The organism is Phenylobacterium sp. CCH9-H3 (genome assembly GCF_001557235.1).
GTDB lineage: Bacteria > Pseudomonadota > Alphaproteobacteria > Caulobacterales > Caulobacteraceae > Phenylobacterium.
Genome location: NZ_LSJI01000180.1, coordinates 49,483 through 62,359 on the forward strand (window position 1 = coordinate 49,483; position 12,877 = coordinate 62,359).

The 12,877-nt window shown below is 69.8% G+C and carries 9 protein-coding genes; 7 read left to right on the forward strand and 2 right to left on the reverse strand.

All coding sequences use genetic code 11. The annotated features are described in order from the left end of the window. Positions 1-34 precede the first annotated feature (34 nt). The 5 genes from AX721_RS16175 (at position 35) to ftsA (ending at position 6,054) form a co-directional block, all read left to right on the forward strand. Entirely contained in the window at positions 35-1,411 is a 1,377-nt protein-coding gene (locus tag AX721_RS16175) for a M20/M25/M40 family metallo-hydrolase (RefSeq protein WP_068877029.1), read from the forward strand. A 91-nt stretch (positions 1,412-1,502) separates the two neighbouring features. Then, on the forward strand, positions 1,503-2,786 hold the full coding sequence (locus AX721_RS16180; RefSeq protein ID WP_068877030.1) for a SulP family inorganic anion transporter: 1,284 nt from the start codon (positions 1,503-1,505) through the stop codon (positions 2,784-2,786). Positions 2,787-2,844: 58 nt separating this feature from the next. After that, positions 2,845-3,822, forward strand: coding sequence for a D-alanine--D-alanine ligase (locus AX721_RS16185; RefSeq protein ID WP_068877031.1), 978 nt, complete (start codon positions 2,845-2,847; stop codon positions 3,820-3,822). Then, positions 3,758-4,675, forward strand: a complete 918-nt coding sequence (locus AX721_RS16190; protein WP_082765511.1) for a cell division protein FtsQ/DivIB — start codon at positions 3,758-3,760, stop codon at positions 4,673-4,675. The genes AX721_RS16185 and AX721_RS16190 overlap by 65 nt, the downstream gene beginning before the upstream one ends. A gap of 17 nt (positions 4,676-4,692) precedes the next feature. After that, positions 4,693-6,054 (forward strand): cell division protein FtsA, encoded by a 1,362-nt coding sequence (gene ftsA, locus AX721_RS16195; RefSeq protein ID WP_068877032.1) that lies wholly within the window; start codon positions 4,693-4,695, stop codon positions 6,052-6,054. Here the strand turns inward: ftsA and AX721_RS16200 are convergent, their stop codons facing one another. Both AX721_RS16200 and AX721_RS16205 read right to left on the reverse strand, forming a co-directional pair. After that, positions 6,055-7,557: a phosphoesterase gene (locus AX721_RS16200; protein ID WP_068877033.1), complete on the reverse strand. Its 1,503-nt coding sequence runs from the start codon at positions 7,555-7,557 to the stop codon at positions 6,055-6,057. A 12-nt stretch (positions 7,558-7,569) separates the two neighbouring features. Beyond that, entirely contained in the window at positions 7,570-9,837 is a 2,268-nt protein-coding gene (locus tag AX721_RS16205) for a TonB-dependent siderophore receptor (RefSeq protein ID WP_068877034.1), read from the reverse strand. Positions 9,838-9,959: 122 nt separating this feature from the next. On the opposite strand from AX721_RS16205, the gene AX721_RS16210 reads away from it, so the two are divergent. Together AX721_RS16210 and ftsZ are read left to right on the forward strand one after the other, a co-directional pair. Then, entirely contained in the window at positions 9,960-11,042 is a 1,083-nt protein-coding gene (locus tag AX721_RS16210) for a phytase (protein ID WP_231733288.1), read from the forward strand. Positions 11,043-11,338: 296 nt separating this feature from the next. Continuing rightward, positions 11,339-12,835: a cell division protein FtsZ gene (ftsZ, locus tag AX721_RS16215; RefSeq protein WP_068877036.1), complete on the forward strand. Its 1,497-nt coding sequence runs from the start codon at positions 11,339-11,341 to the stop codon at positions 12,833-12,835. The last annotated feature ends 42 nt before the right edge of the window (positions 12,836-12,877 follow it).

Here is a 12,877-nt window from a genome sequence, read left to right on the forward strand (position 1 = left end):
TGACGGGAATCTTCCGGGATGGGACCCGCATGGCATGCGCATCCTTCCCCAGCTCGCCATCGCCGCGGCCCTCTTCGCCGCTTCCCCCGCCGTCGCCCAGGACCTCGCCGCCGGCGCGGCCGCCGTCCGCGACAAGGCGCTCACCGACACCACCGCCTGGGCGATCGCCGAGTCCCTGACCTCCGAGATCGGGGCGCGGATGGTGGGCTCGCCCGCCATGGAGCGCGCGCGGGACTGGAGCGTGGCGAAGTTCAAGGAGCTTGGCTTCGAGAACATCAAGGTCGAAGCGTTCACCACGCCGGCGTGGTCGCGCGGGGCGGAGTCGGCTGAGGTGGTGGGCCCGTGGCCGCACAAGCTGGCGATCCTGGGCCTGGGCAACTCCTCGCCGACGCCGGCAGGTGGGCTGACGGCTCCGATCGTAGTGTTCAAGAGCTACCAGGCCATGCTGGACCAGCCGGCGGGCTCGCTCACCGGCAAGATCGCCGTGGTCACCCAGGCCATGGGCCGCACCCAGGACGGCTCCAGCTACGGCGCCGTGGGCGTTCAGCGCCGGGCAGGCGCCGCCGAGGCCGCCAAGCGCGGAGCGGTGGGTTACCTGATCCGCTCGATCTCCACCGACGACACCCGTCTGCCGCACACCGGCGGCGGCGCGCCGGGCGGGATTCCGGCCGCGGCCCTGTCTCCGCCGGACGCGGAACTGTTGGAAAACCTGGCGGCGCGCGGCAAGCCGGTGATGGTGAAGCTGGACATGCAGTCCTCGACCAACCCCGCCGCGCCGGCCTGGAACATCTCGGGCGAGATCCGCGGCAAGGACAAGCCAGACGAGGTGATCGTGATCGGCGGCCACCTCGACAGCTGGGACCCAGGGACGGGCGCGGTGGACGACGCCGCCGGGATCGCCATCACCACGGCGGCGGCCAAGCTGGCGGCCGCGCCGGGCCGACCCAAGCGGACCATCCGCGTGGTGATGTGGGGCTCGGAAGAGCAGGGCGGCTCGTCGGGCGCCTATGCCGCCGCGCACAAGGACGAGGTCGGCAAGATGATCGTGGCGGGCGAGAGCGATGGCGGCGCCGGCCGGATCTGGAGCGTCAGCACGCCGCGAGCGGCCGCGGGACATCCGGCGATGGTCGCGTTCCGCAGCGTGCTGCCCAAGCTGAAGGTGGCCGCGAGCAGCGAGGCGCCGCGTTTCGGTGGCGCCGACGTCGCGGGCATCATAGCGGCGGGCGTGCCGTTCGTGGACTTCAGCCAGGATATGAACCGCTACTTCGACCTGCACCACGCGGCGGACGACACCCTGGACAAGATCGACCCGGCCGAACTGTCGCAGAACGTCGCCGTGTGGGCGGCCTTCCTCTACACAGTGGCCAATTCGGACGTGGACTTCCGGCCGAAAGCTGCGAATCCGCAGTGACGGAGGCGGTGCAAATCGCCGCTGCGGCGGCGGAACGCATCGCTTTGCGACCGATCAAGGCTAAGGTGGCTCTCAAACGCGACTGAGTCCCATGCCGGACGGAACCGCCACCTCGAACCTCTATCGGCCGAAGCTCGCCACCACCCTCAAGGAGGGGTATGGCCTCGGCGATCTGCGTGGCGACGCCATGGCGGGCCTCACGGTGGCCATCCTCGCCCTGCCGCTCTCCATGGCGATCGCGGTGGCCTCGGGCGTCTCGCCGGACCGCGGCCTCTACACGGCGATCGTCGGCGGCTTCCTGGTCTCGGCGCTGGGCGGCAGCCGCTTCCAGATCGGCGGGCCCGCCGGGGCCTTCATCGTCCTCGTGTCGGCCACGGTGGCGAAGTTCGGGATCGAGGGGCTGATCCTCACCGTCCTGATGTCCGGTGCGATGCTGGCGCTGGTCGGCCTCCTGCGCCTGGGTTCGCTGATCCGCCATATTCCGCACGCCGTGACCGTCGGCTTCACCGCCGGCATTGCGGTCACCATCCTGGCCAGCCAGATCAAGGACCTCGCGGGCCTCAAGCTCGCCGGCCCGGAGCCAGGGCCGGTCATTCCCAAGCTGGCGGCCCTTGGCCAAGCCCTCGCGACCCTCAATCCGGCGGCCCTTGCGGTGGGTGTGGGCGTGGCCGCGGTCATCCTCGGTCTTCGCCGTCTCAAGCCCAGCCTCCCGGGCATGCTGATCGCCGTCGTGGCCGCCACCCTGGCAGCCACCTTCCTGCACCTGCCGGTGGAGACCATCGGCAGCCGCTTCGGCGGCATCCCGCAGGGCCTGCCCGCGCCGCAGCTGCCCGAACTGTCCTGGTCGCTGATCATGGCGGTGTTTCGCGCGGCCCTGTCCTTCACGCTCCTTGGCGGCCTCGAGAGCCTGCTGTCGGCCAAGGTCGCCGACAGCATGACCGGCCGGGTGCACCGGTCGAACATGGAGCTGGTGGCGCAGGGCCTGGCCAATGTGGGCTCGGCGCTCTTCGGCGGCATCGCCGTCACCGGAACCATCGCCCGCACGGCGGCGAACATCCGGGCCGGCGCGCGCAGCCCCGTCGCTGGGATGCTGCATGCCGTCTTCATCCTGGTGTTCATGCTGGTGGCGGCGCCGCTTGCGTCCTACGTGCCGCTCGCGGCCCTCGCCGGCCTGTTGGTGGTCGTGGCCTGGAACATGGCCGAGCGGCGCGAGTTCGCCAGCCTCATGACCAACTGGCGGGCGGGCGCCGTCCTGCTGGCCACCTTCGGCCTGACGGTCGCGCATGACCTGATGGCGGGGATCATCGCCGGCTGCGGCTTGGCGGCCCTGTTCTGGGCCGCCTCGCGGATGCACCGAAAGCTGAAGCGCCCTTGACCGGGAGGGCGCCGTCCGCCACCGGCAGGACACGTTTCCTCCTACGCTACGAGTCGCCATGACCGCCCCCCTTTCCGGCCACCACGTCGCTGTCCTCATGGGCGGTCTCTCGTCCGAACGGGAGGTCAGCCTCGTCTCGGGCCGTGCCTGCGCGGACGCGCTGGAGCGCCTGGGCGCCCGGGTCAGCCGCGTGGACGCCGGCCGCGACGTGGCCCAGGTCCTGACCGAGCTGAAGCCCGACGTCTGCTTCAACGCCCTGCATGGCGAGTGGGGTGAGGACGGTTGCGTCCAGGGCGTGCTGGAGACGCTGGGCGTGCCCTATACCCACTGCGGTGTGCTCGCCTCGGCGCTGGCGATGGACAAGGCCAAGGCCAAGGCGGTGCTGGCGGCCGCCGGCGTGGTCGTGCCGGGCGGGGGCCTGTTCAGCCGCTTCGACGTGGCCGCGGGCCATGTCCTGCCCCCACCCTATGTGGTGAAGCCCAACGCCGAGGGCTCGTCGGTCGGCGTGTTCATCGTCCGCGACGGCGCGAATCGCCCGCCGCAGGAGGTGGTGGCCCCCTCATGGACCTTCGGCGAGGAGGTGATGGTGGAGCCCTATATCCGCGGTATGGAGCTCGCGGTGGGCGTCATGGACGGCAAGGCCATGACCGTTACCGAAATCGTCCCCAGAACCGAATTCTACGACTACGAGGCCAAGTACGGCGAGGGCGGGTCGGAGCATATCGTCCCGGCGAGGATCCCGCCGCAAGTGGCGGAGAAGGCGAAGAAACTATCCGAGATGGCGCACGCGGCCCTGGGTTGCCGAGGCGTTACCAGGTCGGACCTCCGTTATGACGACATTAACGATGTTTTGGTCCTCTTGGAGGTGAACACCCAGCCGGGGATGACCCCGACCTCGCTCGTACCGGAGCAGGCCGCGGCGGGCGGGGTGGACTTCGACCGGTTGGTGCTGTGGATCACGGAGGACGCTTATGCCCGCAGTGGGGCGGGGGGGATCGCGAGTCGCGGCGAAACCTCGGGCCAAGGGGCCCGCTAGTCCACGGGCCAAGCGCCCGGCGGCGAAGGCGGAGGGCGCCGTCGCCCCGCGCCTGAACGCGAAACAGATCCTGATGATCGCCGGCGGCGTCCTGACGCTGGCGCTCGGCGTCACCCTGGCCACCGGCGGGCGCGGTCAGCAAATCGCCGACGCGGTCGGCGCGGGCGTCAGCGGCAAGTTCGGCGAGGCGGGGTTCCGGCTGGAAACCGTCCACGTCCAGGGCGCCTCGGCCCTGGCCACACCCGACATCGTCCGCGCAGCCAATGTCCACAAGGACGACCCGCTGCTGGGCCTGGACCTGAACGCCCTGCGCGAACGGGTCGAGAAGGTCGGCTGGGTCCAGGAGGCCCGGGTCGTGCGCCTGCTGCCGAACACCCTCGTCATCGCGGTCAAGGAACGCCGCCAGCTCGCGGTATGGCAGCATGGCGGCCGCAGCGTGGTGATCGACGACAAGGGCCAGGTGATCCCCGAAGCGGATCCGGCCAGCTTCACCGACCTGCCGCTGGTGGTGGGGGCGGGCGGCGCCAAGCACGCCGGCGAGATCCTGCCGACCCTGGCGCAGCGGCCGAAGCTGATGGCCCGCATGGAGGCCCTCGTGCGGGTGGACGATCGCCGCTGGGACCTGCGCATGAAGGACGGCGCGCTGATCCAGCTGCCGGCCGTCGACGAGGAACAGGCGCTGATGCAACTGGAACAGCTGGACCTGCGCTCGCGCATCCTTGAGCTGGGATTCGAGCGCATCGACCTGCGCAATCCCGACGTGGTCGCCGTCCGTCCGCGCGCGCCGCAGCCGACGCCTGACCTCACGACCACCACGACCGCCGCCGTCACCGCGCCCGCCGAGGGCGTGTAATGAAACCGAGCCCACCCATGCTGAAGACCGCCGATCGTCCCGACGCCAAGACGCCCGCGAAGAAGGCCGATCCGAAAAACGGCCGTGACGGCCTGAAAGCGGCCCTGGCGCCGCCGAAGATCGTGGCCGCCGTGGACCTGGGCGCGGCCAAGGTGGCCTGCTTCATCATGAAGCCTGACGGCGTCCGGCGCGGCGACCGCACCCTGACCACTTGCGGCGTCGGCTACGTGCAGTCGCGCGGCGTGCGCGGTGGGGCGATCGTCAACATGGACGAGGCCTCCGAGGCCATCGCCCAGGCCGTGGAGCGGGCCGAGAACGTGGCGGGCGTCAACGTGCAAGGCGTGACCATCGCGACCGCCGGCGGCCAGCTCAGCTCCTCGCGGGTCCAGGGGCGGGTCTCGATCGGGGCGCGGCCGATCGGCGACAACGACCTGGTGCGCGCGATCCAGAACGCCTTGGCGCAGATCAAGCTGCCGGGCCGGCGCGCCATCCACATCCTGCCGGTGGCCTGGGCCGTCGACGGGCAGGGCGGGGTTCGCGACCCGCGCGCCATGTTCGGCAAGACGCTGGGCGTCGAACTCCTGGTGGTCTCGGTGGCCGAGACGGTCTTCAACACCCTGGGCGCCTGCGTCGAGCGCGCCCACCTGCAGCTGGACGGCGTCGTCGCCGCGCCCTTCGTCTCCGCCCTGGCGGCGCTGGAGGAGGACGAGATGGACCTCGGGTCCGTCTGCATCGACATGGGCGGCGGCTCGACCTCGGCCTCGGTGTTCCGGGGCGGCAGCCTGGTGCATGTGGAAACGGTCCCGGTGGGTGGCCATCACGTGACCCAGGACATCGCCCGCGGCCTGTCCACCTCCATCGCCGGCGCCGAGCGGATCAAAACCCTGCACGGCTCGGCCATCGCCTCGGCCAACGAGGACCGCGAGATGATCGAGGCGCCGCCTCGGGGCGACGACCCCGGCGCGGGCCCGGTCGTGGCGCCGCGCAGCCTGCTGAAGGGCATCATCGCCCCCCGCGTTGAAGAGACCTTGGAACTGCTCCGCGATCGGCTCAAGGCGGCGGGCGCTCCCATCGAGCCGGGTGCGGGCTTGGTCCTGACCGGCGGCGCCAGCCAGCTGGCGGGGGTGCGGGAAGTGGCCGTGCGCGTGTTCGACCGGCCGGTGCGCCTGGGTCGTCCGCGGCGGGTGCCGCACCTGGCCGACGCCGCCTCAGGCCCGGCGTTCACCGCCGCCGCCGGCATCCTGCACCGCGCCGCCTTCGGCCCGCGCGAGGCCGTGTCGAGCAAGCAGCTGTCGTCGTCGAAGCTGCGTCGCGAACCCCTGGATCCCCGGGCCAACCCGGTGGCCAAGGCGGCCCAGTGGCTGCGGGAAAACCTCTAGCTAGCCCTCGACCTCGATGAAGACGGGGTTGGCGTAGAACCACAGGTCCGCCCACGGATCCTCGCCCGCGAGGTCCGGCTCGGGCTCCAGCTCCGCGCCGTTGGTGCCGCGCACCCGGACGTAGGTGGACTGGGTGACATTTCGCAGGGTGTAGGCGATGGAAATCCGCTCGCCGTCGCGCGCCCACTGGCCGGGGCCGAACCGCGCTTCGACGCGGGCGCTGGGATTGCGGTCCGTCGTGCGATCGGCGGCGGGGCCGGTGATGTCGCCGCGGACTAGGTCGACGCGGCGGACGTCAGGCGTCCGGCCGCCGAAGTTGGCGCCGGCCGGGTCGCGCAGGCGGATGACCACCGTCACGTCCGAACCCCTCGGGACCTTGAGCCGGCCGCCGATCTCGGCGCGCGGGCCCCCCGCGGCCGGCTGAACGGTCACGTCCAGCTCTGAGACCAGGTCGCCGAGGGTCACGAACACCCGGCCGTTCCGCAGTCCGTCCAGCACATCGTCGTAGGTGCGGGCCGCCTTGACGTAGGTCTTGGAGTACTCGCCCGGCCAGAAGTCGTTGCCGCCGTCGGTGTAGTGGCGGTGGGAGTCCGAGGTGGAGGTCACCCACCAGTTGCGGCCTTCGCCGAGCATGGAATCCCAGAACCCGCCGAGACGGGCCGTCATCTGGTCGAAACCGCCCATGGTGGGCGCGCGGCGGTAGCTGCCGCGGAAGGCGTCGTCCGGATCCGCGGCCTTTCTGGTGTTGAGGCTGGCGGCCTGGTGGCCGGGGGCGCCTTCCATGCCCACGGCCACGTGGGGCGCGGTATCGTTCCAATCACGCAGCTCGCCCGGCGAGACCAGGCCGTAGGCGCCGACCGCCGTGGCTGTCCGGGAGGGGTGGTTGGCGATGACCACGGGCGGCGCCTTGATGCTTCCCATGTGCTTCAGGGCCTCGAGCATGAAGGCCTCGGTGTTGCGGGCGGGGGCGGCGGGCCAGGGCTCGCGCCGATTGAAGCGGCTCTCGATGCCGAACAGGGCGTCGCGCTCGGCCGGCGTGCGCGGCAGGATCACGCTGGCGTGCTCGGCGCCCGGAACGTCCAGTTCCATGCCGAAGAAGTGGATCAGGCCGGGATGCTCGCGCCGGGAGCGGAGCAGCTCTGGATAGGCTTGGTCGCGATTGATCTTGGAATGGTTCGGCCCGCCGTGGTCGGTGGAGACCATCCACGACAGGCCGTACTTCAAACCCATGGTGGCGTTGGTCGGGATCGGATTGCTGGCGTCGCCGGCCTTGACGGGCGAGGGCGCAGACTTGCCGTCGGCGGCTGGGGTCCAGCCGACGCTGAACCAGCTGTGGACATGGTGGTCCCCGGCCAGCCAGCGTCGTTTGGCCGGATCGACCTTCGGCGCCCCCGCCCGCGGGGCGGGAGGATCGAAGTGATGTGACCCCGGGTGGGCCGCCGCCCCGCCAGCCCCGAACAGGCCGGCGGCGGCGACGAGACAGGCGATGCGCGACGGGGTCATGTGTAAGCAGCCCTAGAACGTCGCCCGCGCCACGAGCTGGAAGACCGGACCGGCCTCTTCGCGCTCCAGTTCGTACTCGTCGAAGTCCCGGGCGCGCTGGTCGCCGATGGTCGTGAACTTGTTGAAGGTTTCCTTCTTCTTCGAGTCCAGCAGGTTCGTGCCCGTCAGGCGGACCACGTAGCGCTCGCCGAACCGCTTCTCGACGAACACCTCGAGGTCGGCGCCGTAGGTGGTGGTCACCTCCTCGCCGACGACGCGGCCGAAGGCCCGGCCCTGCTTGCGATAGGTGGCCCCGAAGGCGGCGGCCCAGGTGGGCAGGTCCTGGATGAAGCCGACGTTGAAGACGTACTTGGCCTGGTCGTTGAACCGGCGCTTGCCGAACTCGTCCTTCACGTCGCTGTCGAGCCAGGAGTAGTTCAGGAACACCCCGGTGTCGTCGAGGCCGAAGGCCGTCAGCGGCGTCGAGAGGTCGAACTCCACGCCCCAGACCGATCCGTCGCCGGTGTTGCGCGGTTGCAGCACGAACGTCCCGGCGCCCTCGCTGCCCTCCTGGCCGGTGCTGCCCACCTCGATCAGGTTCTTCACGTCGCGATAGAAGACGTTGACACCGGCCACGCCGCGCGTGCCCAGGCGGCGCTCGAAGCCCAGGTCCACGCCCCAAGCCGATTCCGGCTTCAGGTTGGGGTTGCCCAGCAGGTCGTTGTCGCCCAGCTCGGCTTCCAGCAGGGCCGGCGAGATGAAGTCGAAGTTCGGCCGCCGAACGGTACGGGCGACCGAAAGCTTGATCCGGTCGTCCGCCGACAGGTTCCAACGCAGGTGCGCTGACGGGAGCAGGAAGCTGTAGTCGTTCTTGACGTTCCGCGATCCGGCCGGAGCGGTTGCATCCTCGATGGTGGTGTCGGTGTTCTCCCAACGGACCCCGGCTTCCCAGCCGAAGGCTCCCGTCTCGCCGGAGAGCATGACGAACGGATCGATCCGCTCTTCCTCGATGGTGTTCACGCCGCCTACTTCCGGCTCAAAGGGGCCGTAGTTGCCTAGGCTCGGCCGCGTCCGCGGCGGGTCCGGGATCGTCACCCGATTGCGGACGGTGGTGATGTCGGTGTCGCGGTCCTTCTTGGCGTACTGCACGCCAAACTCGAGCTTGGCAGCCCCGACGTCGCGCCTGTGCGAAAGCTCGCCGGAAATTTCCTTGTCCTCCAGCCGCCGACGCGTCTTATCGCCCGTGAAGCGGTCGTCGTCTGGGAACGGCAGGGCGTCGCGCCGATACTCGAACTCCTCCTCGATCTCGTCCTGTTTGTCGGAGAGTTCGGCGTAGCCCAGCTTGAAGCGGGTCTTGCCGCCCGCCATGTCGCGCTCGTAGCGCGCCTGCAGGGCCCAGTTGTCGGTCTGAATGTCGACGTTGTTGTTGTTGTAGGTGAGGAAGTCCGCCGCGCCGACCCGGCCGCCGGCGTATTCGTAGGAGTCTTCGTCCTCCAGCCGGTCGGTGCGGACGAAGAAGCCCGACAGCTTCAGCGTCGAGTCCTCCATCTGCACATCGTAGCTGGCGTTCAGCGAATAGTCCTCGCCGTTGCGGGTGTCGGACTGGATCTCGACATTGTCGAGCGAGCCGCCCGGTTCGTCGAAGCGTTGGCTGAACTTCTGCTTGGGGTTGCGGCGGCCCTGGTAGTTGGCGCCGATCACCATGCGGCCGGGGCCGACCGGGGCGGAAAACACGCCCCCGATCGTCTCACGCACGCGGTCATCGCTGAACAGCAGAGCGCCTGCGCGTACGTATCCGCCGTCGAAGGTATAGCCGTCGCGTAGCACGATGTTCAGCGCGCCTGCCATCGCATCGCCACTGCGGTTGGCCGAGGATGAGCGGACCACCTCCACCCGCTCGATCAGCTCGGCGGGAATACGGTCGACGAAGAACGAGCGGTCGACGCCAGCGCCGGGAACCCGCTCGCCATTGATCAGGATCTGGGTGTAACCGGGATCGAGGCCTCGCAGGCGGGCGCCATCCGACTCCAGGACGTCGGAGAGAAAGGCCACACTGGGCACCCGCTTCAGGGCGTCGCCGGCCGTGAGCGGTTCGAAGCGCTGGAAGTATTCGAGGTCGTACGAGAGGGTGGGGGCCACCTCGTCTGTGCGGTTGCGGAAGGTGATCGCGCCGGTGACCACCAGTTCTTCCACGGTCTTCGTGCGCTCGGCCTCGTCGGCGGCGGCGTCGGCGGACCACGCGGGTGCTCCGCCCAGCAGGGGCGCGAGCGAAGCCACGGCGAACAGCATCGCCTTTTTCATCTGGTTTATCCCCATCACCGGCCGGTTGACGGAAGAACACGGCCACGCCTATTCGGGGTCGACTTAGTTTCGCCAAATGATGAGGGCCAGTGATGTTTCGGCGGCAGTTACATGACAGATTGATGTCAGTCGCCGTGGCGGCTCTACTTCTGAGTTCCTGCGCTAGACTTGGACCGGAAGACGTTTCGGATTCCGGAGGCATGAAGGTCGGCGTGGGCACGCCCGTCCCGGCCGCCGCCGAGACCCCTGCCGTGAGCACGGGGGACCGTGACGCCGCCGACGATCCGGAGATCTGGGTCGATCCGAAGGACCCGAGCCGCGGGGTGATCATCGGCACGGACAAGCAGGCCGGACTCTACGTCTACGACCTGAAGGGAAAGCAGCTCCAGTATCTCCCCGGGGGCAAGCCGAACAACGTCGACCTGCGCGACAGCTTCCCGACGTCCCAAGGCCCGCGCGTTTTGGTGGCCGCGTCGGATCGCGGCCGGCCCGGCGCAGGGGCGGCCCTTTTTCTCATGGACCCGGCCACGCTGAAGCTCAGCCTATGGGGCGAAGTCCCGGTGGATCTGGCGGAGCCCTACGGCCTTTGCCTGGCGCGGCGGGGGCAGACCTTCCTGGTGATCGTCAACGGCACCGACGGGCAGGTGCGCCAGCACACGGTCGCGGCGGGCCCCGACGGGCGGCCGGTATTCAAGGAGGAGCGCCGGTTCGCGGTGCCCAGCCAGCCGGAGGGCTGCGTAGCCGACGACGCCACGGGCCGCCTCTACCTCGGCGAGGAAGGCGCGGGCATCTGGCGCTTCGACCTCGGCGGCGGGCTTGCGAAGGGCGAGAAGATCGCCGTGGCGCCGTCCGAGATGCTGACCCCGGACGTGGAGGGGCTGACCTTGCTTAGGGAGGGACCGGTCACCTGGCTGATCGCCTCCAGTCAGGGGGACTCGGCCTTCGCCGTCTGGCGGGTCGACGGACCCAAGCCCGAGTACCGCGGCCGCTTCAGCGTGATGGCCGCCGGCGCCGTGGACGCGGTGACGGGGACCGATGGCGTCGCCGCCCTGGGCGGGGCGGTCGGCGGCTTCCCCGAAGGGCTGGTGGTCATGCAGGACGACGAAGACCATGGCCAGGTCGGGGGCGGCGCCAAGCAGGCCCGGCAGAACTTCAAGCTTGTCGACTGGCGCGAGGTGAAGAAGGCGCTGGGCCTTCGGCCCTGAGCCCATGGGCCCGCCCGCGCTCCATGGACCGTGGACAACCGCTGGGTGCGCCTTGACCGGCGCGCCGTGATCCCTGAGTCCAGATGCCGCAGCTTTACTGTTGATTCGCCGGCTCTCCTCTTGGGGATCAGGCGGAAAAACACGTTCAGCCAAGCTCGACGGCCTTCCGACTCAGAGTATGCGGTTAACACTCGATTAAGGGTGTCGGCGCGTACTTAACGCATCGTTACTCAGGTGCGTCGGCGAAGGGGTGTCTGGCGCGCTAGACCGCAATTTGGGGAAGGACAGGACGTCCCATGGCCATTTCGCTTTCCGCGCCGCGCGCAACCGAACTGAAGCCTCGGATCGTCGTCTTCGGGATCGGCGGGGCCGGCGGCAACGCCGTCAACAACATGATCGAAGCCGGGCTTGAAGGCGTCGAGTTCGTGGTGGGCAACACCGACGCCCAGCAGCTTCAGTTCGCCAAGACCGAGCGCCGTATCCAGCTCGGCGTGCAGGTGACGCAAGGGTTGGGCGCCGGCGCCCACCCCGAGGTCGGCATGAGCGCGGCCGAAGAGAGCATTCCCGAGATCGGCGAGCACCTGGACGGCGCGCACATGGTGTTCATCACCGCCGGCATGGGCGGCGGCACCGGCACCGGCGCGGCCCCGATCATCGCCAAGTGCGCCCGCGAGCGCGGCATCCTGACGGTGGGCGTGGTGACCAAGCCCTTCCACTTCGAAGGCCGCCACCGGATGCGCCTGGCCGACGCCGGCATCAGCGAACTGCAGCGCTACGTCGACACCCTGATCGTCATCCCGAACCAGAACCTGTTCCGCGTGGCCAACGAGCGGACCACGTTCGCGGAAGCGTTCGGCATGGCAGACCAGGTCCTGCACTCGGGCGTGCGCTCGATCACCGACCTGATGGTGCTGCCCGGCCTGATCAACCTCGACTTCGCCGACGTCCGCACGGTGATGACCGAGATGGGCAAGGCGATGATGGGCACCGGCGAGGCGACCGGTGAGGACCGCGCCCTGATGGCCGCCCAGAACGCCATCCAGAATCCGCTGCTGGACGAGGTTTCGCTGAAGGGCGCCAAGGCGGTGCTGGTCAATGTGACCGGTGGCCTGGACATGACCCTGCTGGAAGTCGACGAGGCGGCCAACGCTATCTCCGAACAGGTGGACCCGGAAGCCAACATCATCTTCGGCGCCGCCTTCGACCCGACACTGGAAGGCATGATCCGCGTGTCGGTGGTCGCCACCGGCATGGACGGCGCCTCCATCGCGGCCATCGAGCCCAAGATCGAGCGGCGTTCGCTGCAGGCCGAGCCGCTGCGCGCTACCGTGACGCCGCGCGCGTCGGAGCCGGCCGCCGCCGAAGCCCCGGAGCCGGTGGCCGCCATGGTCGCCGAGCCCGAGCCGGCGCTGGAGGCGCGCGAGGAGGAGCAGCCCGACATCTTCAGCGCTCCAGCTGCCGCCGCGCCCGTCGAGCCGGCGATCGTCCAGCCCGTGACCCGCATCGTGGATCCGCAAGCCGCCGAGCCGGAGGACGAGCCGCTCTTCGCCGAGCCAGCGTATGAGCCGCGCCGCCCGCGGGGTGGGTTCCTGAGCATCTTCGGTGGGCGCCCCCGCTACGATGCCCCGCAGGCTCCCGCCGCCGCGCCCCAGGCTTCGGCCCCCGCGCCGCGGACCGCGCCTGCGCCGTCGCGGGGCGGCGCCCAGCCGGTGGAGGCCCAGCAGCAGGTCGAGGACCTCGATCAGAACGAGGATCTGGAAATCCCGTCGTTCCTGCGGCGGCTCGCAAACTAGCGCCCGGCGCCCGCAACAAAATTCCACGAAATCGTCACGCCG

What these genes read in the sequence shown, in the direction of transcription:
- AX721_RS16175 (WP_068877029.1), top strand. Translation starts at nt 35, where the DNA reads ATGCGCATCCTTCCCCAGCTCGCCATCGCCGCGGCCCTCTTCGCCGCT.
- AX721_RS16205 (WP_068877034.1), bottom strand. Translation starts at nt 9,837, where the DNA reads ATGAAAAAGGCGATGCTGTTCGCCGTGGCTTCGCTCGCGCCCCTGCTG.
- ftsA (WP_068877032.1), top strand. Translation starts at nt 4,693, where the DNA reads ATGCTGAAGACCGCCGATCGTCCCGACGCCAAGACGCCCGCGAAGAAG.
- AX721_RS16180 (WP_068877030.1), top strand. Translation starts at nt 1,503, where the DNA reads ATGCCGGACGGAACCGCCACCTCGAACCTCTATCGGCCGAAGCTCGCC.
- ftsZ (WP_068877036.1), top strand. Translation starts at nt 11,339, where the DNA reads ATGGCCATTTCGCTTTCCGCGCCGCGCGCAACCGAACTGAAGCCTCGG.
- AX721_RS16190 (WP_082765511.1), top strand. Translation starts at nt 3,758, where the DNA reads ATGCCCGCAGTGGGGCGGGGGGGATCGCGAGTCGCGGCGAAACCTCGG.
- AX721_RS16210 (WP_231733288.1), top strand. Translation starts at nt 9,960, where the DNA reads ATGTCAGTCGCCGTGGCGGCTCTACTTCTGAGTTCCTGCGCTAGACTT.
- AX721_RS16185 (WP_068877031.1), top strand. Translation starts at nt 2,845, where the DNA reads ATGACCGCCCCCCTTTCCGGCCACCACGTCGCTGTCCTCATGGGCGGT.
- AX721_RS16200 (WP_068877033.1), bottom strand. Translation starts at nt 7,557, where the DNA reads ATGACCCCGTCGCGCATCGCCTGTCTCGTCGCCGCCGCCGGCCTGTTC.